General features: G+C 28.2%; 19 protein-coding genes, 1 pseudogene and 1 riboswitch. Of the genes and pseudogenes, 7 read left to right on the top strand and 13 right to left on the bottom strand.

The window, feature by feature from the left end; genetic code table 11:
* Positions 1-108 precede the first annotated feature (108 nt).
* The 5 genes and pseudogenes from Q3287_RS13995 to Q3287_RS13975 all read left to right on the top strand — a co-directional run.
* On the top strand, positions 109-834 hold the full coding sequence (locus tag Q3287_RS13995) for a pentapeptide repeat-containing protein (protein WP_407964255.1): 726 nt from the start codon (positions 109-111) through the stop codon (positions 832-834).
* A gap of 466 nt (positions 835-1,300) precedes the next feature.
* Positions 1,301-1,777 (top strand): hypothetical protein, encoded by a 477-nt coding sequence (locus Q3287_RS13990; protein WP_407964254.1) that lies wholly within the window; start codon positions 1,301-1,303, stop codon positions 1,775-1,777.
* Between the two features lie 383 nt (positions 1,778-2,160).
* Entirely contained in the window at positions 2,161-3,171 is a 1,011-nt protein-coding gene (locus Q3287_RS13985) for a hypothetical protein (RefSeq protein WP_407964253.1), read from the top strand.
* Positions 3,172-3,177: 6 nt separating this feature from the next.
* Positions 3,178-3,735 (top strand): hypothetical protein, encoded by a 558-nt coding sequence (locus Q3287_RS13980; RefSeq protein WP_407964252.1) that lies wholly within the window; start codon positions 3,178-3,180, stop codon positions 3,733-3,735.
* Between the two features lie 308 nt (positions 3,736-4,043).
* Positions 4,044-4,184, top strand: a pseudogene (locus Q3287_RS13975) (transposase); the annotation flags it as partial.
* Positions 4,185-4,267: 83 nt separating this feature from the next.
* Here the strand turns inward: Q3287_RS13975 and Q3287_RS13970 are convergent.
* The 8 genes from Q3287_RS13970 to Q3287_RS13935 form a co-directional block, all read right to left on the bottom strand.
* The gene (locus Q3287_RS13970; RefSeq protein ID WP_407964251.1) at positions 4,268-5,464 is read right to left on the bottom strand and encodes an ABC transporter ATP-binding protein; all 1,197 of its coding nucleotides are present in this window, start codon (positions 5,462-5,464) and stop codon (positions 4,268-4,270) included.
* Between the two features lie 2 nt (positions 5,465-5,466).
* The gene (locus Q3287_RS13965; RefSeq protein WP_407964250.1) at positions 5,467-6,492 is read right to left on the bottom strand and encodes a FecCD family ABC transporter permease; all 1,026 of its coding nucleotides are present in this window, start codon (positions 6,490-6,492) and stop codon (positions 5,467-5,469) included.
* Positions 6,493-6,564: 72 nt separating this feature from the next.
* Complete coding sequence (locus Q3287_RS13960) at positions 6,565-7,695, bottom strand: ABC transporter substrate-binding protein (RefSeq protein WP_054271525.1); 1,131 nt, start codon at positions 7,693-7,695, stop codon at positions 6,565-6,567.
* 226 nt (positions 7,696-7,921) lie between these two features.
* Positions 7,922-8,106, bottom strand: a riboswitch (cobalamin riboswitch).
* 139 nt (positions 8,107-8,245) lie between these two features.
* A complete protein-coding gene (locus Q3287_RS13955; protein WP_079739795.1) occupies positions 8,246-9,139 on the bottom strand; it encodes a dihydrodipicolinate synthase family protein in 894 nt (297 codons plus the stop codon).
* An 81-nt stretch (positions 9,140-9,220) separates the two neighbouring features.
* Entirely contained in the window at positions 9,221-10,123 is a 903-nt protein-coding gene (locus Q3287_RS13950) for a fumarylacetoacetate hydrolase family protein (RefSeq protein WP_074179855.1), read from the bottom strand.
* A gap of 51 nt (positions 10,124-10,174) precedes the next feature.
* Entirely contained in the window at positions 10,175-11,335 is a 1,161-nt protein-coding gene (locus tag Q3287_RS13945; protein ID WP_021385940.1) for a UxaA family hydrolase, read from the bottom strand.
* 157 nt (positions 11,336-11,492) lie between these two features.
* Positions 11,493-11,798: a UxaA family hydrolase gene (locus Q3287_RS13940; protein WP_054271529.1), complete on the bottom strand. Its 306-nt coding sequence runs from the start codon at positions 11,796-11,798 to the stop codon at positions 11,493-11,495.
* Between the two features lie 92 nt (positions 11,799-11,890).
* Positions 11,891-12,865, bottom strand: coding sequence for a 2-keto-3-deoxygluconate permease (locus Q3287_RS13935; RefSeq protein ID WP_407964249.1), 975 nt, complete (start codon positions 12,863-12,865; stop codon positions 11,891-11,893).
* Between the two features lie 593 nt (positions 12,866-13,458).
* Here Q3287_RS13935 and Q3287_RS13930 point away from each other — a divergent pair.
* Both Q3287_RS13930 and Q3287_RS13925 read left to right on the top strand, forming a co-directional pair.
* Positions 13,459-14,235 (top strand): IclR family transcriptional regulator, encoded by a 777-nt coding sequence (locus Q3287_RS13930; RefSeq protein ID WP_054271531.1) that lies wholly within the window; start codon positions 13,459-13,461, stop codon positions 14,233-14,235.
* Positions 14,236-14,573: 338 nt separating this feature from the next.
* Positions 14,574-15,719, top strand: a complete 1,146-nt coding sequence (locus Q3287_RS13925) for an iron-containing alcohol dehydrogenase (protein ID WP_054271532.1) — start codon at positions 14,574-14,576, stop codon at positions 15,717-15,719.
* Positions 15,720-15,899: 180 nt separating this feature from the next.
* Here the strand turns inward: Q3287_RS13925 and Q3287_RS13920 are convergent, their stop codons facing one another.
* The 5 genes from Q3287_RS13920 to Q3287_RS13900 all read right to left on the bottom strand — a co-directional run bounded on the left by Q3287_RS13920 (position 15,900) and on the right by Q3287_RS13900 (position 21,049).
* Positions 15,900-16,760, bottom strand: coding sequence for an SH3 domain-containing protein (locus tag Q3287_RS13920; protein ID WP_407964248.1), 861 nt, complete (start codon positions 16,758-16,760; stop codon positions 15,900-15,902).
* Between the two features lie 127 nt (positions 16,761-16,887).
* Positions 16,888-17,601, bottom strand: coding sequence for a DUF434 domain-containing protein (locus tag Q3287_RS13915; RefSeq protein WP_407964247.1), 714 nt, complete (start codon positions 17,599-17,601; stop codon positions 16,888-16,890).
* Positions 17,602-17,879: 278 nt separating this feature from the next.
* Positions 17,880-19,268, bottom strand: coding sequence for a dihydrolipoyl dehydrogenase family protein (locus tag Q3287_RS13910; protein ID WP_407964246.1), 1,389 nt, complete (start codon positions 19,266-19,268; stop codon positions 17,880-17,882).
* A 124-nt stretch (positions 19,269-19,392) separates the two neighbouring features.
* Positions 19,393-20,670, bottom strand: a complete 1,278-nt coding sequence (locus Q3287_RS13905; protein ID WP_054277499.1) for a cytochrome c biogenesis protein/redoxin — start codon at positions 20,668-20,670, stop codon at positions 19,393-19,395.
* Between the two features lie 46 nt (positions 20,671-20,716).
* Complete coding sequence (locus Q3287_RS13900; RefSeq protein WP_021385918.1) at positions 20,717-21,049, bottom strand: helix-turn-helix domain-containing protein; 333 nt, start codon at positions 21,047-21,049, stop codon at positions 20,717-20,719.
* Positions 21,050-21,074: the final 25 nt, after the last annotated feature.

Below are 21,074 nucleotides of genomic sequence, written 5' to 3'. Positions count from 1 at the left end.
TTAATATTTTATATAATAGTTAGGAGTTTTCCATTTGTTGCTATATAATTATATATATAACTATTTTACTACTGAAGGTATAAAAATAAATTCATGAAGGTGATTTTTATGAGAGATATTTCTAAATATGAACTTGAAAAGATACTTAAAAAACATTATTTATGGCTTAAAGACAAGAATGATGGAGAAAGAGCTGATTTAAGAGAAATAAAATTAGAAAATATGAATTTAAGGGGATACTGTTTAAGTAATATTGATTTTTCATGGTCTGACCTTATTGATTTAAACTTAGAAGAAGCAGATTTAGAAAACTCTAGCTTTAGTAACTCTTATTTTTCAAATTGCTCGTTAAAAAATTCCATCTTAAAAAATGCAGACCTAAGTGGAGCTAATTTTAGATTTTGTGATTTATCTAATTCAGATATAAGAGGAACTAATTTAGAAAACTCCAACTTAGAATATGCCACTTTAGATGGAGTAGTATCAGATGAAAATACTCGCTTTTTCAAGTTATACTGTCCTGAGACAGGAGCATTTATAGGCTATAAAAAGTGTTTTAATTTTAGAATGGTACAATTATTAATTCCAAGTGATGCAAAAAGAGTTTCTGCTACATCAAATGCTTGTCGATGTGATAAAGCAAAAGTACTGTCAATTACAAGCATAGATGGCAAAGAATCTTTTAAAAGTGCTCGTGCATATGCTGATGAAAATTTTATATATAGAGTAGGAGAAACGATTATAGCTGAAGAATTTAATGAAAATAGATGGAAAGAATCAACTACAGGAATTCACTTTTTTCTAACTAGAGAGGAAGCTATTGGCTACCTATAAATGTAAAAAAAGGGTCTTTAAAATAAAGTGTGTATTCTTCTAAAAAGTGATGATAATTAAAACTATTAAATATCACTATATAAAGGAAGGTGAACCCTTTTTATTTTTAACAAAAACGAAATATTAAAAAAACTTATTGAATAATATGATGTAAAAACAATTACAGATATTCAAGATATGATAAAAGATTTATTTGCAAGTAAAGCTCATCAAATGTTAGAAGCGTAGCTTGATAACCATTTAGGTTATGATAGATATGATAATAAGAACAAAGATACTAAAACTCTAGAAATGGATATAGAAATAAAAGTGTTAAATCAGATTTTGGAGAAATGATTTTAAATATTCCAAGAGACTGAAATGGATATTTTTAACCGAAGGTAATTAGAAACTATGAAAATGATATATCAGAAATAAAGAACCAAGTGATTGGGATGTACTCAAAAGGTATGTCTATTCGAGATATATGTCAATATGGCAATATTACTTATCAATTTCAGAAGTTGGTAATTTTAAAAATCCATTATCTCCCGAATTAGAAATGTTATATTCTGAAAATATTCCAATTTTGAAACTTTCATTAATGGATGCAAATGTATCAAACATTATGATTGATGGTGATGGGCATTATATATTGATTGTTCAAGAATGGTTAGCTAATAAGCAGCTGCCAGCAGAGTATTTAATGTTCTTTTCCATTTGTCATATCTGTGAAATATCAAGCGAAAAATTAATTAACCTCTATAATATAGCAAAGGAAAAAGAGAAACATTTTTTAAGAATTTCTGAATATTATTATCGTTCTAGGAATATTATAGATTTCAATGTTCAACAAAAGCAGAATGATTTGAATTGGAAATGGTATTCTGGAGGTTTAGGTACTTTACCAGTATGCTATTACAATACAGGAAATGGATTCAATGAAAATGAAAAAATATATTGAAATATTTGTAAATGCTTCAAAACATGACATTAGGTTTGAAAATATAGTCAACTAATTTTTACAAAGTCTTAAAAGCGAATATAGAAGCTCAATATTTATCAGATTTAAAATATTATATTAATTGTTTTAATCTGATAAATATAAATCATTACATTAATTTACATTTATATATTATTTTTTTTATACATTTCTTACTTTAATTTTTTATGTTATACTACTTATATAGAATACATTTCTTAAATTATCACTCTTAAATCTATGGCTAGTCCTTTTATATAAATTATATTATCACTACAATATCATTCATAAAATCCTTTTGAATTTTAGTTAGAATTTCAAGAATATTCTAACTTTAATTAAATATATATTGAGGGGGAAAACAAATGAAAAAAACTAAATCAAAGGTATTAAGTTTAACACTAGCAACTATTTTTCTTGTATCAACAACAGTAAATTCATATGCTGTATCTGCAAAATCTTCAGATATGGATATGAACACTGTTGCAGATGTACTTACTGCATCAGAGGAATACAGTAATGCATTAAAAGATATTGGTATCTCAGTTGGTGAATTAAAAGATTTGACACCTAAAGGAAGTAATTTCATACAAAAATGTAATTCATATTTAGAAAAAAATATGGATGTCCCTAAGACTTATAGTGAAGAACCCATTAAACATACGACTAATGCAAGTCAATTATCATATGCAATGTCAGCAGCTAGAAAAAATCAAGAAGTAGGAGCAACAAAGTATAATGATGAGGTAGTATACATGTATTTATCTCACTTTGTAGATTTTGAAGGAAATAATTATGAAGAAGGTTTATGTACATATATAACTAAATATGACAGAGAAGCTTATGACAGATATTTAAGTAGAGGCTCTGCTTTTAGAAGTGCTAATTCTATGCGTTCAGTTATAACAAATTTAATAGCATTAAAAGGTGATTTACCTTCACTATATACAACACTTACTAAAGAAAAAGCTTCAGTAGTTAAAACAATGACTGATATAAAATCATTTGAAATAGATTTACAATCTGTAAAGGCTATGGTAGAAAATGATATGTTTATATTTTTTAAAGATGCATATTCTAAACATGATACTCCTGAAGCTATAATTGAAGATGTACAAGGTAGTATGAAAATTAAATATAAGGATTATAATGAACAAATAGGATACATGGTACTTGGATTAGTATTCTCAGCACTAACATTTACTCCTCCAGTTATGACAATGTTGGCAGAAGTGAACTTATATAGCATGGTTATTAAGGACATATTTGATAAGGCTAATTATGCTGCACTACAATATTCTAGAAGTGCAAGAAAAGCAGAAAGATTTAACTTATGGATGGAAGAGAATGGAATGTATATGGAAAAAAAGGTATAAATACTTATGTATTGTGAAAATTGTGATTTAGAATTTGATGATAATACAACTGTATGTCCTAAATGTAAATCAGTCTTAAAGTCTAATGAAAATATATGTCAGAAAAGTTTTGAAAATAAAGTTAATGAATTTAAATTAAAGAAAAAAATTAAACAAGGCAACATATTATCAATCATAATTCTTTCAACAGTAGCAATTCATGTACTTGTAGAGCTTTTTATTCAAATCCATATTGAGGATTATTATGATATTTATATTAAATATTCTCCTTCTGCGATATCCGTATTAGTTTTAGTTCTTTCTCTAAAGAGAGGAGAAAAAAGACACAAGTTCCTGAACAATATATTATTTATGTCAATTATGATATTAATATCTATATTTGGGACTATCTATTTTTCAGCACCTCTTGTAAATAGAATATTCAATGGAGATTATCTATTTAAAGAATATTGGACTGTTTATGGAGTTGGAAATTTTATAATAATTTTAGAATGTATATTAATTATTTTTGATGATAGTTATTATTTATCCTATATTAATAAAAAAGAAAATTCCAACAAATAATGAAATAAGACTTCATTCTAATTAGAGTGAAGGGGTCTTTAAAATAAAGTGTGTATTCTTCTAAAAAGCGGTGATAATTAAAACTATTAAATATCACTATACAAAGGAAGGTGCACACTTTTTATGTTTAACAAAAATAAAATATTAAAAAACTTATTGAAAAATATGATGTAAAAACAACTACAGATATTCAAGATATCCTAAAAGATTTATTGGCAAGTAAAACTCATCAAATGTTAGAAGCGTAGCTTGATGACCATTTAGGTTATGATAGATATGATAATAAGAACAAAGATACTAAAAATTCTAGAAATGGATATAGAAATAAAAGTGTTAAATCAGATTTTGGAGAAATGATTTTAAATATTCCAAGAGACCGAAATGGAGATTTTGAACCGGAGATAATTAGAAACTATGAAAATGATACACATAAATATTTCCAGACTTAAAAAAAGAGTATCCATAGTATTTAAAACTATTAAGATACTCTTTTATAAATTTTCTAGTTTAAAATTAAAATTTACCTTACAATCTATAGAAAATTGTTCGTGCTGATACTATCCATAATTTTTGAAACTTTATCTATATATTCTATATTATTACTCAGCTCATTATAATACTTCTTACTCTCATCTATTGTTCTAAATGAATAAACTTTTTTATCCAATTTTAAAGCCTCTTTTACAATGTCTATGTTTTTTTTATTTGTTTCTCCTACACTAAATCCTGTATCTATTATAATCTTAGAATCATTTAAATTTCTAATAGCCAAATCGAAACTCTCCTCACTTATTGGTTCAAATGGCTTTTCTGTAAACATCTTTATGCCCATAGTTCTACCAATTTCATAATCAACATCATTTTCATGTATTATTCCAGAATATAAACCTATACCCTTTTTAGTAAAAGCTCTATAAATTGGTGTAGCCTTACCACCTCCACCAATTATAAAAACTTCATTTTTAGATCTATTACTAATCTCTACTGAACCTAATAGACTATTAAAGTTTTTATCATCCAATTCATAAAGTGAATTTATAATATCTTCATCCACTACATCTTCAGGCTGACCATAAGCTATGACTTTATTATTCTTTATAAGAGCAACTTTATCACAACTTTTTAATGCTATATCTATTTCATGCAATGAAAGTATTACTGAAATTGATTTTTCCTTACTTAATTTTTTTAGTATATTTATAAGTTCTAACCTATGCTTTATGTCTAAGTGAGTTGTAGGTTCATCCAATATAATGATTTCTGGCTCTTGAACTAAAGCTCTTGCAACTAATACTTTTTGTTTTTCTCCATCACTTAGTTCATCAAAATATCTTTTTTTTAAGTGCAATGCATCTACAGATTCTAATGCTTCATCTATCATTATTAAATCTTTTTTAGATAGACTACCAAAAAAACCTGTATATGGATATCTTCCTACATTAACTATATCTTGTACAGTCATTAAATCACCTAATAATCTATTTGTAAGCACTAAAGCCATTTTTTTCGATAATGCTTTTCTTGATATATGATTTATATCTACGTCATTTAGATATATATCCCCTTTTATTGGTGTTATAAGTTTAGATAAAGACCTTAATATAGTAGTTTTTCCAGCACCATTACTTCCTAAAAGGCATAATATTTCTCCATTTTTTACCTCTATATTTATATCACTCACAACTACTTTTTTATTATATCCCACACTTAAATTATTAGTTTTCAACATATCTAAGCCCTGTCCTTCCTTTTCATCAATAGCATTACTACAATTGGTGCTCCTAATAAAGATGTTATTGTACTTATTGGTAACTCTACTGGTGACAAAATTACTCTTGATATCAAATCGCAGAGAGCTGTAACTATACTTCCTAAAAAAATTACCACTGGTATTAGCACTCTATTATCTGATGTCTTAAATATCAGTTTTGAAATTTGTGGTACTGCAAGTCCAATAAATCCTATAGGACCTGCAAATGCTGATACTATTGCTGCTAGTATACTAGATATAAATACTACCAAAAATCTAAAAAATTTTATATTTATACCAATACTTTTAGCATACTCTTCTCCTAATAAAAAAGCATTTAGAGGTTTTATTATAAAGATACTCATTAAAAGACCTAACATACCAATCAGTATAAGTATCTCTACTTTTTCCCAAGTAAATCCAGAAAAACTTCCCATCGACCAAACAGTAAATTCTTTTAATTTTTCACTATTTGCAAATGATTGTAGTACATTAGTTATACCACTACATACATATCCAGTCATAATTCCTATTATTAAAAGAGTTGTTATATTCTTTACCTTACTTGCAAATAAAATGACTACAGACATTACAATCAAAGCTCCTATAAATGCTGCTACAAATATACTCATTGAAGTTATATTTTCAAATCCTAATGTATATCCACCTAAAATCATAAGCGCTACTGATAAAGTAGAGCCTGAAGATACACCTAATATATATGGTTCAACTATTGGATTCTTAAAAAATATCTGTAGTAAAATTCCTGATACTGCTAAACAAGCTCCACCCACCATAGTTGCAAGTACTCTTGGAATCCTTATGTTGTATATTATTTTATAATGTTCTGTATTATCCATACCTCTTAATACAATATCTATTATTTCTTTAAACTCAATTTTTACAGAGCCAAATGCTACACACACTAAAAAAGTAAGTATCATGCCTATAATTAGTCCTATAAATATTGTAGTATTCTTTATTCTCATTTTATTGATAAAATCCATTTATATACCCCTCTTAACAAATCTATATTAACTAAAATCCATAAAACTCATCTTTTAGTGTCGTATTATATATTATTTATCATAATTTATATAATGTTTAATTTTTTCACCTGTAGTACCTGGATGAAACATCTCAACTAAATCTACTATTAATTCATCAGTCTTATCTACTGATTGATAATAATCTGGAGCAAATACCCACAAGTTACCATTTTTTACAACATCCAAATCAGCCAATACAGGTGCACTAGATTTTATAGACTCTAAGTTTGGTGCATAATCTGAGCTTGATGAGTATACAAATATATCTGCATCCTTTGCAACTTCATGTAGTTGTTCAATACTCACTCTTCCTTCATTTGAATCCATTGAAGCACATGCATTTATTCCACCTGCCATTCTTATCATATTATCTACATATGAATCTTTAGGTGCTACATAAGCATTTCCTTCATATACAGATGCCCATACTACCTTAGGCTTGTTCTTGTTTTTTATCTTTTTACTTACTTCTTCTATCTTTTGTACTGTTTTATTCAATTCACTAGTGGCTATATCTTCTTTATCATAAAACGCAGCTATTAAACTTGTCCATTCCATTCTTCCAAATGGGTTTTGCTCTTTGTATTCATTATCTACAACATAGTTAAGTCCTAATTCTTTTAGTTTATCAATAAATTTTGTATCAGCTTCTGATAGACCACTACTAACTATAGTTAAATCAGGATTTAAGTCTACTATTTTTTCATAATCTGGTGCTAAGTTTGAACCAACATAATGTATCTTTCCGTCCTTCATCAAATCTTTAATTTCTTTGATAGTCCAATACTGTTCCTCTGTTGTTACTGCTTTTATGCTATCTAGCTCACCTATTGTTCTTAGAGAACAGGCTTGTGTTGTAGATGCTATTAATACATTATCTACAGGTGTTCTAACTATATTAGCATTTTTATACTTTTCAGGAACTTCAATTTTTTTAGGGATTAAAATCAGTTCTCTTTTATCTCCATCAGTTACTTTTTTAATTCCATCCTCTAAGTCTTCAACACTAAATCCACTTGCATATTTTAATTCTAACTTCTTACCGCTACTAACTTGTGCATTCTCTTTATCATTTTTACTACATCCTATAAGACCTCCTACTAAAAGAACTATCATAATACTTAGAAAAAATTGCTTTAAAACATTTACTTTAAATTTCATCTCTTTCACTCCAATATTTTATTTTTATAAGTGGTTAAAAATTTTAATAACATATATTTCTAAAATATATCTCATTAGAATTATATTAAAGTCATCTTTAATAATTATAACCTTTTAATAAAATAAAAAACTTCTCCTAATTTAGAAAGGAGAAGTTTATATATCAATTTTACAAAAAATGAATTGATATTTCATTTTATTATAAATTACAATTTCCACCCTAAATTGAACCTATGTAATACTGGGCAGGTCTCCTGACTCACGGCTTTTCCTCTATCACCCTTCACAAAATTTTTCATATAAATCTCAGTGGATTTTGATTTCGTATCCGTATACAGTAGCGGGGGCTGTAGTGAACTTGCATCACTTTCCCTATTAAACTAATCTAGTACCCTAGTATTATTTAATTTAATTTTTATTAAGATAATTGTAGTTTATTGTTGGCAACTTTGCAAGGTTGATTTAACATATAAAATAAAGAGTGCCCAAAATGACTATAAAAATCATTTTAAAACACTCTTTGTTTTTTACTATATACTTAATTAAGCAGTTAACATATATTTAATTCATTCATTAATTTTTTAATCTCACATACTTGATTTTCATTTGGTTTTGTAAAAGGGGCAGTCATATAATCACTTACTTGTAATCCCCTTATATTCAGAGCTTTTTTCATTGCTGGTATAAATGGGTTTGTTATTAAATAAAAATCCATTGCTTTGTTGATATATTTTTGAATTTCTATAACCTTATCCATATCTCTATTATTATAAGCTTCTGCCCATTTTGAACAAACTTCTGGAATTAAATTTGATAAACCTCCTATACAACCTGCTCCCCCAGACATTAGATTATGTATAAAGTTTTCGTCATAACCACTATATATCTTAAAATTTGGGAACTCTGCTTTCATAGTATTTATTAAATCTCTAGTATGCCCCATTAAAGTTACTGTATCCTTATAACCAACTATATTTTTATGTTTTCTTACAAGTCTTAATGTAAGTTCTGGACTCAAATCATAACCAGTTCTATCTGGATAATTATATAGATATATTTCAGCTTCTGTATTTTTAGCTATTTCACTATAAAACAACTCAATACTGTCATCATCAAGAGAGAAATAATAAGGGCTTATTATCATAACTCCATCAGCTCCACTATTATGTGCATAATTTGAAAGCTCTATAGACTCTTTTATACTCATACGACTTGTACCTATAAACACTTTTACTCTCTTATTAACATAACTAATTACTAAATCTATAAGTTCTTTTTGCATATCCATAGACATATTAAAGAACTCTCCAGTACTTCCCATTATAACTAGACCATCTACACCTCCATCTATAAGATGGTCATAGACTTTCTTATTTCCTTCTTTATCTAAATTTCCTTCTTCATCAAATATTGTAACCACTGGTGTCAAAAATTCTGCTTTCATAATTTAAACTCCTAAAATTTATTTTAATATGTTCATTTAATACATTCAGGTTTTGCCTTAACATTACCTATATTAAAACATTTATTTAATGTAATTTCTTAAAATTCCAATACTTTCAACCTCACATTCAATTACATCTCCACTACTCATATATCTAGGGGGCGAAAAACCCATACCAACTCCAGAAGGTGTACCTGTAGCTATAATATCTCCAGCCTCTAAAGTCATCCCCTTTGAAAGTTCTGAAACTATGTCTGAAATGTCTGATATGAATAATCTTGTATTAGAATTTTGTCTTTCTTCACCATTTACTCTACTACATACCTTAAGTTTTACAGGAAAAGAAATTTCACTTTTATGTAAGATACATGGGCCTAAAGATGTAAATGTATCTAATCCCTTTCCTCTAAACCACTGAACATGCTCTTTTTGTAACTTTCTAGCAGAAATATCATTTATAACAGTGTACCCAAAGATATAATCTTCGACCTCTTCTTTTTTAATATTAACACCTGTTTTACCTATTACTACTCCAAGTTCAACTTCATAGTCTAATTGACTATTTATATTAAAATGACCATCTATCTCATCTTCTGGACCTATCGCTTTTGTTACACGTTTTGTAAAATAAACTGTTTTTTGAGGTTCTTCAAAACTATTATCAAAGTGAGTTTGAGTTTCTTCAAGATGGTCTTTATAGTTCACTCCCACACATAAAATATCATGTATAGGTTTTTCTATCGGAACATGTATAATACATTCTTCTCTTTTAAAAACATCATAATTGTGGAATCTATCTTCCTTTATAATACTTTTTATCCTTATAATATCGTCTTGAGATATATTTTGAATTAAATCATTTAAATCTTTAAAAGATTTGCTAATATTTAAGGAATTAATGTCTATAATAAATAATTCATCTTTAGAAAAAAAACCTATCCTTTTACATTCATTTTTTCCTTTAGTAAAACTGACAAACTTCATAATCTCACCCTTTATTAAAATTCTATATATATTCAGTCTTTTACTTAAATCTTATACATAGTTACATACTCTAGCTATTGCCATTTCAGTATATCCAAGAGACTCTGCTTTTGATTGCTTTCCATTTGCTACATCTACAATCATGTTTAATAAATCATCTGTCAATTCTTCCATTGTTTGTGGACCATATATAACTGGACTGGCATCAAAGTCCATATTATCTTCCATATTTGCAAAAGTTATTTTGTTTCCAGTTATCTTTATCACTGGAGCTATTGGATTTCCTGATGGAGTTCCTCTACCTGTACTAAATACTACTATTTGAGCCCCTCCTGCAACCATACCAGCAACAGATGAAGCATCATTTCCAGGTGTATCCATTATAACAAGACCTTTTTTATCAATTTGTTTAGCATAATCATATACTTCACTTATTGGTCTATGACCACCTTTATGTATACAACCTAGTGATTTTTCTTCAAGGCTTGTCAATCCACCAGCTATATTTCCAGGAGATGGATTTCCTTCTCTAACCTCTTCTCCAACTAATTTTAACGAATTTTCATACCTATGTACTATATGTAATATTTTTTCTTTTACTTCTTCATTTACTGCTCTTCTAGCTAATATATGCTCTGCTCCTATAAATTCAGTAGTTTCACTTAAAATTGATGTTGCTCCTAAATCAACAAGTCTATCACTTAATTCACCTATTAGTGGATTTGCTGCTAATCCACTTGTTGGGTCAGACCCTCCACACTCAGTTCCTAGTATAATTTCAGATATTGGAAATTCTTCTTTTCTGAGTAAAGATGCCTCTTGAGCCATTTCTCTAGCATAACGAACAGCCTTTTCTATAGTTTTCAAAGTCCCATGTTCTTCTTGTATTACAAGAGTTTTTATTGGTTTGTTTGTTCTCTCTTTTATTGCATCAACTACCAAATCATTTTGACAATTCTCACATCCTAAAGATACAACTATTACCCCATATACATTTGGATTTGCTGCATATCCAGCCATGACATCCATAGTCAATTGTTGGTCTGAATTTACTTGTGAACATCCATTTTGATTATTAAAAGTAACTGCTCCTTGAACTTGAGATGCTATTATTCTAGTTGTATCTGATGCACAAACACTAGTAGGTAATACTAATATGTGGTTTCTTATACCAACTCTTCCATCGGGTCTTTTATATCCATAAAATTTCATACTGATTTCCTCCTAAAATAATCTATATACCTTCTGTAATTTTTATGTATTATAACTTTTTATTACACTTACTAATCAAATATTTAAAATCATATTTGACAATTATTAAATAGTAAAAAACAATGAATTTAACTTCTATAAACTTAAAAGAATTATTTTATACATTAGCCATAGCTTGTTCATCCAAATCTTCTCTAACACTTCTAACATTATGGATATGTACATGTTGACCAATTTTTATTTCCTGATTTGCTTCTCCTATATGTTCCCCATACTTAGTAACCTTATCGCCTTCAGCCATGTCTTTTATAGCCAATTTATGATAAATAGTTATATCATCTAGTGCTGTAATTGTTTTTACTGTTTTATCTTTTAATTTAAAACTAATTTCGCTATTCTTACCTATTGCTTCAATAGCTACTGCAACATTATCTTTTTCATCAATTATCACTGCATTTATCATTATTCTTATTCTCCTTTGTAAATAATATAGTTTTATTAATATCCTAAAATCTAATTAGAGAGTTTACTATTTAAATAGTAAACTATGTAATATTAAGCTACTATTGTTCCATCCTCTTTTTGTTTTGGGAACTTAGGACACCCATACTTCTTAGCCCACCAACTAGTTATAAGAGGTACTAATATCGCAGTGACAACTACTGCTGCTGCTACTTGAGTTGTTGCTGTTGCAACATATGGTTGCCATGATGGGTCAACTAATGCAACAGCAGCAGGTACGGCAATCGCATTTCCAGCAGTTGTAGCTACAGCCCACCCTGCATATCCTGGACGTTTTCCTATAAATTTATCACAGAATACTATAAATATACCTCCTACAAACACAGATATTAATCCAAGTAGTACTCCTGATAAGCCTCCTTTTAGTATACTTGCAAGATTTATGCTACTACCTAGCGCAAATCCTACAAAAGGTACAAGCAAGTTACATCCTGGCTCTAGAAATTCTTTCATTTTTTTATCAAAATTACCTATTATCATACCAACAAGTATTGGTACTATTGCAGCCAATAAAGACAACAAAGGTACATTTGCAAGACCTGAAGTCCCAAGAGCTATTAATGTAAAAAATGGTCCATCATTTAAAGTAAGTAAACTCATAGTTGCACAATCTGTTTCATCTCCATATGAAGTCATCAATGAAAGATATATACTACCATTACTATTTGTAACTGCACTTATAACAGCTAATGTTGTAAGACCAAGTACTCCATCCATTCCAAATAGTTTACCTATAAGTATACCTACTAAAGCACCTATAGCAAATTTTGAACCAAGAAGGATTCCACCTCTTTTTAAAACTTTTGGCATTTCTCTAAATTGAAGTTGAGTTCCCAAACACACTAGCTGAACTCCAATTATAGTTGCAGACCCAACACTTGAAAATACTGCTGTTGTAAATGAACCTATTTGCACAATATCTGGGCAAAATGTATTAATGAAAGCTGCTATAAACATTGGAACTATCATCATACCTGCAGGAATTTTTTTAATAAAATCCATTATCATAAAGTTACTCCTCCTAAAACATGATATTTAATTACTCTTATTAAATTTTTAGCTTTAATTCTAACGGCCGTTTCAGTTCGTATTTAAGAACTAGGTTTTTATTTACGAATCTTTGAGTTAATGATAGCATTTTCCTATTTATGAGTCAATAAGAAAAATAAGTTTTTGTCAAAATTTTTTCAAATTATCTGACAATGTATTATGTATTATCAAATAGCTTCATTATATGCAAAAATACAAAGCACTAAAAAATATAGATTACTAAAATATACAAAATTTTTCACATAATCGAAATAAAACACGAATTATAAGATACAATTCATAATATTTTGATATATCTATACAAAATATAGCTATTAAATAGATTCTCTTAAATTATATAACTAAATATCACCAACTTTCTTTAGGTATATTTTGGAAATCAATGTACTTATTAATCTATAATCTTCTAAAAAATATATATCAGTCCTTAAATCAACAGCTTCTTCATGTACAAATTTACATATTTATTTTCCACATTGTAAAATATCACATAGTGTGCTAAAATCAACATATTCTAATACTTTAAATTAATAAAAAGAGGTGGTAAATTTATGACTTCAGATAATCATCGCCCGACAGCTAGGATATTAGATATTTTAGAAGCATTAGCTGAATCCGAAAACGGATATACTCTTACAGAAATAGCAGATGCTATTAATGCTCCAAAAAGTAGCATCTTTCCTATAGTTCATACACTTAGTGCTAGAAAATATATTACTATTGACAAGAATACATCCAAATACTCTATAGGGATACGTTCTTACACATTAGGTTCTTCATTCTTTGAAAAAAGAACTATTTTCAATTATGTAATTGAAGAAATGACTAATATAGTTAATTCTTGTTCTGAAACTTGCCAGCTTGGTATACTTGACAACAATGAAGTCCTTTATGTTGGTAAAGTAGATTCGCCAGAACCAATTAGACTTATTTCTTATGTTGGTAAAAAAATACCTGCTAATTGTACAGGTCTTGGAAAAGCTCTTTTATGTGATTTTGATAAGGAAACACTAATAAGTTTATATCCAGATGGTTTAAAAGGCTTTACAGAAAAATCAATTACAGACTTTGATGTTTTATATGAGCAACTTCTTGAAGTTAAAAAAACACAAATAGCTTCAGAATGTGAAGAATCAATGCAACATCTAAAATGTCTTGCTGTACCAATAAGAAAAAATGGATGTATAAGAGCTGCTGTTAGTGTAACACTACCATTGTTTAGAGCTAATGAAGAAAAAATAGAACTGATAAAAGAATTACTTTTAAATGCTCAGAAAAATATTCAATCTATGATGGAAGAACGCAATGAAGATATTATAATAAATTAAGTTAATATTTCACAGATACGATATATTGAAAATTGTAATAATTAAAGATTCTATTTTAAACTGGCATATTTATTTGATTTATACAATAAAAAACAAAGCTACTAATTTAACTACAGTAGCTTTGTTTTTTTATGATAGTTTTTATTTTTTTGTTGACATGACAAAAATACTATGTTAAATTCTAATCATAATCGTATTTACGAATTAAGTTCTTGTATAGGAACTCACATATCTGCATTAATCTAAAGCATAATTATATGATAAACAAGCTAAAGAAAGATTATTAGATATATATTTCTTATATAAAAATCAATTTAAAATAAAAGGAGATTTTAGTTATGAGCATTTATTATGTACCACCAATAAATTTACTTGGAAAAGGATGTCTTAATGAAGCTAAAGATTCAATTAAATCACTGGGAACTAAAAAAGCATTTGTTGTTAGTGATAAATTTCTAGTTTCAAACGGTACTGTAAAAAAAGTAACAGATATTCTATCTCAGATAGGTGTAGATTTTGTTGTTTATGATGAAGTTAAACAAAATCCAACTGTAACTAATGTAAATAAAGGGCTTGAAATATTAAAGTCAGAAAATTGTGATTTTGTTATTACTATAGGAGGAGGTTCTCCACAAGACTGTGGTAAGGCTATTTCTATATTAGCTACTAATGGAGGAGATATTAGGGATTATGAAGGTGTCAACAAAACTTCTAAAAAATGTCTTCCTATTGTAGCCATAACTACTACTGCTGGTACTTCTGCTGAAGTTACAATAAACTATGTTATAACTGATGAAGACAGACATGTAAAAATGATAATGGTTGATACCAATTCATTAGCTACAATGACAGTAAATGACCCAGAATTAATGATTAGTAAACCATCTAATTTAACTGCAGCAACTGGTATGGATGCGTTAACTCATGCTATAGAAGCTGTAGTGGCTAATGGAGCTTATGATGTTACAGATTCAACAGCTTTATATTCTATAAAACAGATATTTAAATACCTTCCAAGAGCTGTTAAAAATGGTAATGACATAGAAGCTAGAGAACAAATGTGTTACGCTTGTTTCTTAAATGGAATTGCATTTAGTAATGCAGGACTTGGTAATGTACATGCCATGGCCCATCAATTAGGAGGTTTATATGATTTACCTCATGGAGTATGTAATGCCATGCTACTTCCAATAGTTGAAGAAGAAAATGCTAAATCTGCTCCTTCTAAATTCCGTCCAATCGCCGAGATTATTGGAATGGATGTACATAATAAGTCAGATAAAGAGTGTGTTGACTTTGTAATAAATAAAATAAAAGCTCTTTCTGAAGAAGTAGGAATCCCAAAATCTCTAAAAGATGTAGGTGTTGATAATCCTAATTTTGAGTTACTTGCAGAAAACTCTATGAAAGATGCATGTGCTGGAGCTAATCCTGTTTTCTTTGACAAGGATAAACTTATAGAATTATTTATGAAAATATCTTAATTATAACAACCTCCCCCGTAAATTAATTATATATACTTATAAGGGAGTGCCTCAAAATACAATTATTTTATTATTGGCACTCTCTTACTACATCTTTCAAATCGTAATTCTTATCAAATACTAACATATACTATTATTAATTAAGAATCTTAGCTCTTAATTAACAAATCAAATATTTTATTAATGAATTATGACTGTTGTTGTATCTGGTATATTATCGTATATCCATTTTGCATTTTCTGTATTCAATCTTATACAACCATGACTAAGAGCTTCACCAAGTCTACCATCTATTATATAGCTACCTGTCGAATCGTATAATACCGAATGATAATAATATCCACCTTTAATTCTAGTAGCGTACTTAACCGAATATTCATCTGTCCCAAAAGAAGGTTTTCTTCCACTTATATAAAATGTCCCTGTTATAGTTGGAGTTTCAGGTTTCCCTATAGTACATTGCCACTTATAAAGTTGACCCCAACTTCCATTATCTTTCTTAAAAATATAAGTATATTTATTTCTAAGGTCTGTCACAATTAGATAGTCACTCGTGCTTTTAATATTATTTTCGTTAACAAATTTAGTCATATCAGTATAAAAATACTTATAATCTAACTCATTAGGTTTATTTCCATCAGTTGATAAGAAATAATTAAAAACATATCCTATTTTGTCATCATATACAACTTTACTCCAATCCCCATCTATTTCTAAAACTTCGACCCTAGATTTTTCGGGAATTACTGTAATTATATTTGAAGTCGTAGATTTGTCTTCTCTTAAATTTAAGTTACTCCAAGTATATTCGCTTACTGATACTAAGTCCTTATATACATACCCTTCTTGAGAATTATACATTACTTTAATCCATTCATCTTCTTCATCTAATACCTCCATTTTTGCTTCTTGAGGTATTACAGTTATAATACTTGAATTTGTAGATTTGCCGGACCTCAAATTTACATTTACTAAAGCATATTTATATATAGGTGTTCTATATTTTTTAATGTTTATTTTAGTTAGTTTCACACATACCATCCTCTCATATGTCTTTTTACAACATTTTATGAAATTCGATATGTATTCGTTCTCCTATTTTCAAACTTTACTTGTATTACTGATAATATTGCTATATACAGACTGGTTTTTTCTCATTTATATTTATCTATTTATTTAAATTCACAATATTACAATCCTTAATATATTCTTCAATTATACCTCTAGCAATATTAAAATAGCTTATGCATCTATCAACTATAACTGCATCACTACTAACTACTCTATCTAATTTTTCTAATACGACATCTGCATTTTTTACTAGCTCTACCTCAGTTTCAATTCCCCATATTTTAGCATACTCCAGTATCTTATACTTTAAATTTCCTGAATTGGAAACTGGAGAATCTAGATAAAATCTAATTTTTTGTGCATTGTATTTATTAAAAAATTCCCCTATCAACTTTAAGGCTTCTTCTGTTTTATCTATAATCTTATATGTCCCCCTAAGCCCTGCTAAGTCTCTCATATTACCATCACTACCTATTACTAAAGTTCCACCAGATAATGCCACTTCTATAGCTATTATTAAATTAAAACCATCTATATTTATAAGTCCTTCTTTGATTTTATCTAGAGAAAGTTTTTTTGACTGTCTTATTATATTTTTTTCTTCAGTGCATACTGCCCTTTTTAGTGCATCTCTTTGCCTTATGGAAAACTGATACCTATCTCCAACAAAAGTAACAACTGGGTCTATTTTATAATCCCTATTTATTAACCATTCTATTTCTTCCTTGGCCTTCATAAGCCTTACTAATTCACTACTTGAAAACCATCTCTTGTCATTCTCATCAAACCCTCTTTTAGATACTTTATTCATATGACTTCACCTCCGTATTTTAAACATTGCTCTAATACTTTAAGTATGATAAACTTACTATTTTAAAATATTTTTGATACTATTATATTATCCATTTAAGTTATCCAATACTTAAATTATACCGTTTAATTCCAGCTTATAATACAAAATAATAAATTCTATAGTACATTTATAACTTTACAATGCAAAAAGGATACTATTAGTAATTTATTATAGTATCCTTTTTATAAAATCTATTTATAATGATAATTTTAGGCTTTATATATTTAAATTTATGATTATACTTCTTTTATCATATTAGGAGATAGAATATCATTAAGAGCTTCTGTCATAGTTGGATGTGCATAAACACGGTCTCTTAAATATGTGTACTCTACTTCTAAATCTATAGCTAATTGAATTAAGTGGATAATCTCACTTGAATCTTCACATATCATAGTAGCTCCAAGTATCTTATTTGATTTTTTATCAATCACAATCTTTATAAAACCATCTGTCTTACCGATTTGCTTAGCTCTTGGAATCGCTTCGACTGGCATCTTTGCTACTAATACTTCATATCCTTTTTCCTTAGCTTGTTTAACATTAAGACCAACTCTTGAAAATGCTGGACTTATAAATATAGAATTTGGTATATTTTTTCTATCACTATTGCTTCTAGTCTTATCTCCAAATAATTGATTAATAATTATACGATAGTCATCTAGTGAAATATAAGTAAATTGTGGACCTCCATTTATATCTCCTATAGCCCATATATGCTCTTTGTTAGTCTTAAGAGTATTTGATACTTTAATAAATCCCCTTTCATTTAATTCTATACCTGCATTTTCTAGTCCTAACCCCTCAGTATTTGCCTTTCTTCCTGTGGCTACAAGTATCATATCGCTTGTTAATTCCTGTAATTTACCTTCTATTTCATACTCTACTATAGCTAAGTTAGAAACTTCTTTAATTTCTTTTATCTTTGTATTATTTATAATTTTTACATTTCTCTTTTCAAGTAGTTTTATTATTTCTTCTGAATCCTCAATATCTTCATTTGGTAAAATACCATTATTAGAATTTAATATTGTAACTTCTGCTCCAAATGAACTGTAAATACCTGCAAACTCTAGACCTATAAAGCCAGCTCCTATGATTGTCATTTTTTTAGGTAGAGTTCTTAAATTCATAAGAGACTCACTATCATATACTACATTCTTATTTTCCACACCTTTAATATTAGGTATAAATGGTTTTGAACCAGTATTAACAAATATCTTGTCTGCTACTAACTCATAAACTTCATTTTCAGTTTTAACTTGAACTGTATTTTCATCAATAAAAGTTCCCATTCCTGTGAATATAGTTATATTATCATTTGAATTTAATTTATTATAGTTAACTTCTCTAAGTTTTGTAATTAAAGTTTCTTTTTTATCTATAGCTTTCTCATATTCAGCTTGAGCTTCTTCCCAAGAACTTATATGTTTCGCTTTTACACTGTTTGCCGAGTTCTCTAAACTTTTAGTTGGTATACATGCCACATTTATACATGTTCCACCATACATCTTATTTGATTTTTCTATTAAAGCTACTTTTAAGCCTTTATTCGCTAAATCTCCTGCTAATGTTTTTCCACCTTTTCCAAATCCCATTATTATTGCATCAAATGTTTTTTTCATATAATTTTCAACCCCTTCTTGTATTATTTATACTTTTACTATAACAAGATTATCTAGGTAGTACAATTAGGCACTTTTTTGTAACCTTAAATTGATTTGAATCCTTATATTTAAACATTTTAATCTATTTATTTCTTTGATTCTCAATAAAAGATGCCATAGTCTCTTTATCCATAGCTCCTGGAATATACTGAGTTACATATCCTTCTTTATCAATTATAAACGTAGTTGGAAAAGCATTAATTCCATATTGATACGCTAATGCTCCATCTTCATCAAGTGCAACAGGGAAAGTATACCCTTCTTCTTTTAAGAAGTTAATCACATGTTCTCTTGAACCTTCTCTACCCAAATTAGGTGAAGCTACACCTAAAATTACTACATCTTCATTATTTTTCTTATAGTCTTTGTATAGTTGTTCTATGTGAGGCATTTCTTCTTTACATGGAGGACACCATGTAGCCCAGAAATTCAAAAATACAACTTTACCTTCATAATCACTTAATTTATGTGTCTTACCATATTGGTCTGTTAGAGTAAAATCAATAGACTTTATTCTCTCTTCATCTTTAGCTCCTGATTCATTATTTCCATCATTAGAGTCTTTTTGACCACCAGTATCACTAGAGCTATCTTCTTTATTATTAGAATTTGCTTGTTTATTATCTTCCTGATTACTTTCAATTTTACTATTTTGTGGGATATTAAAATGTTTGCTTATACTCCCAAATCCATTTACCATCATTAATATTCCTGATACTATAAGTATAAGCCCACCTATTTTTTTAATAATTTCCATGTTGGATTTTATCTTGTCTATAGTTTTAAAAAGTTTACTATAAAACATAGATGTAATTATGAATGGCAAAATAAATCCAATAGTATATACTGCTATTAAAAGATTTGCACTAAGGTGATTGGTTGAACTTGAAACCATTACTAATACAGATGCTAGTATCGGTCCAATACAAGGTGTCCACCCAAAACTAAACGTAAAACCTAATATAAAAGCTGTTATTGCTTTCATTTCTTTAAACTTTACATTAAATCTTTTTTCTCTATTCAATATTGAAGATTTAATTATTCCCATGTAAAATAAGCCCATGATAATAATTATAATCCCACCAATGAACATTATTAAATCTTTATTCTCACTAAAGAACATACTCAATACTCTTACTGATGAACCTAATATAAAAAATGTTGTCGAGATTCCAAGAGCAAAGAATATAGTATTTTTAAATAGAGAACTTCTTATAAAATTTGTCTTTCCTTCTTTTAAACTCTCTACACTACTATTTGATAATATACTCAAATAAATAGGCAAAATTGGCAATATACATGGTGAAAAAAACGACACTATACCTTCTATAAATACTAAAAATAAATTTACATTTTGCAAGCTAAAATTCCTCCTTATTTTATTTCCAAGATTAAAATTTTAAGATTTATTTATCACAGTTTAAGTTTTTATTACTCCACATTATCATTTTTTCCATAACAGGAAGTAATAGTAATCCTGACTCACTTAAAAAATAGGTTGACTCTACAATATTATTAACCAACCTTTTTTTCTTAACTATAATCTCTTGTTCAATTAAAAAATCTAATTGTTGAGTTAGCATTTTCTTACTACACTCTGGTATAGCTCTTTGTAACTCTCCAAATCTTTTTTTATCTTTTTGTATTTCCCATATTATTATAGCTACCCATTTTTTACCTAATATACTTGATAAAGCCTCTACTGGACAATCATATATCATGTCATCTATATTGTACATTTTACTCTCCTCTTTTCTTTAATAT

The organism is Clostridioides sp. GD02404 (genome assembly GCF_045898275.1).
Taxonomy (GTDB): Bacteria; Bacillota; Clostridia; order Peptostreptococcales; family Peptostreptococcaceae; genus Clostridioides; species Clostridioides difficile_A.
Note: the sequence above shows the minus strand (reverse complement) of the source record. Positions and strands in the feature narration are given on the sequence as shown.

Excerpts from the sequence above, each read along its gene's own strand:
- Q3287_RS13995 (WP_407964255.1), top strand. The coding sequence starts at position 109 with ATGAGAGATATTTCTAAATATGAACTTGAAAAGATACTTAAAAAACAT.
- Q3287_RS13970 (WP_407964251.1), bottom strand. The coding sequence starts at position 5,464 with ATGTTGAAAACTAATAATTTAAGTGTGGGATATAATAAAAAAGTAGTT.
- Q3287_RS13915 (WP_407964247.1), bottom strand. The coding sequence starts at position 17,601 with ATGAATAAAGTATCTAAAAGAGGGTTTGATGAGAATGACAAGAGATGG.
- Q3287_RS13935 (WP_407964249.1), bottom strand. The coding sequence starts at position 12,865 with ATGATAATGGATTTTATTAAAAAAATTCCTGCAGGTATGATGATAGTT.
- Q3287_RS13920 (WP_407964248.1), bottom strand. The coding sequence starts at position 16,760 with ATGGTATGTGTGAAACTAACTAAAATAAACATTAAAAAATATAGAACA.
- Q3287_RS13990 (WP_407964254.1), top strand. The coding sequence starts at position 1,301 with ATGTCAATATGGCAATATTACTTATCAATTTCAGAAGTTGGTAATTTT.
- Q3287_RS13910 (WP_407964246.1), bottom strand. The coding sequence starts at position 19,268 with ATGAAAAAAACATTTGATGCAATAATAATGGGATTTGGAAAAGGTGGA.
- Q3287_RS13955 (WP_079739795.1), bottom strand. The coding sequence starts at position 9,139 with ATGAAAGCAGAATTTTTGACACCAGTGGTTACAATATTTGATGAAGAA.
- Q3287_RS13950 (WP_074179855.1), bottom strand. The coding sequence starts at position 10,123 with ATGAAGTTTGTCAGTTTTACTAAAGGAAAAAATGAATGTAAAAGGATA.
- Q3287_RS13940 (WP_054271529.1), bottom strand. The coding sequence starts at position 11,798 with ATGATAAATGCAGTGATAATTGATGAAAAAGATAATGTTGCAGTAGCT.
- Q3287_RS13925 (WP_054271532.1), top strand. The coding sequence starts at position 14,574 with ATGAGCATTTATTATGTACCACCAATAAATTTACTTGGAAAAGGATGT.
- Q3287_RS13930 (WP_054271531.1), top strand. The coding sequence starts at position 13,459 with ATGACTTCAGATAATCATCGCCCGACAGCTAGGATATTAGATATTTTA.
- Q3287_RS13945 (WP_021385940.1), bottom strand. The coding sequence starts at position 11,335 with ATGAAATTTTATGGATATAAAAGACCCGATGGAAGAGTTGGTATAAGA.
- Q3287_RS13965 (WP_407964250.1), bottom strand. The coding sequence starts at position 6,492 with ATGGATTTTATCAATAAAATGAGAATAAAGAATACTACAATATTTATA.
- Q3287_RS13985 (WP_407964253.1), top strand. The coding sequence starts at position 2,161 with ATGAAAAAAACTAAATCAAAGGTATTAAGTTTAACACTAGCAACTATT.
- Q3287_RS13900 (WP_021385918.1), bottom strand. The coding sequence starts at position 21,049 with ATGTACAATATAGATGACATGATATATGATTGTCCAGTAGAGGCTTTA.
- Q3287_RS13960 (WP_054271525.1), bottom strand. The coding sequence starts at position 7,695 with ATGAAATTTAAAGTAAATGTTTTAAAGCAATTTTTTCTAAGTATTATG.
- Q3287_RS13980 (WP_407964252.1), top strand. The coding sequence starts at position 3,178 with ATGTATTGTGAAAATTGTGATTTAGAATTTGATGATAATACAACTGTA.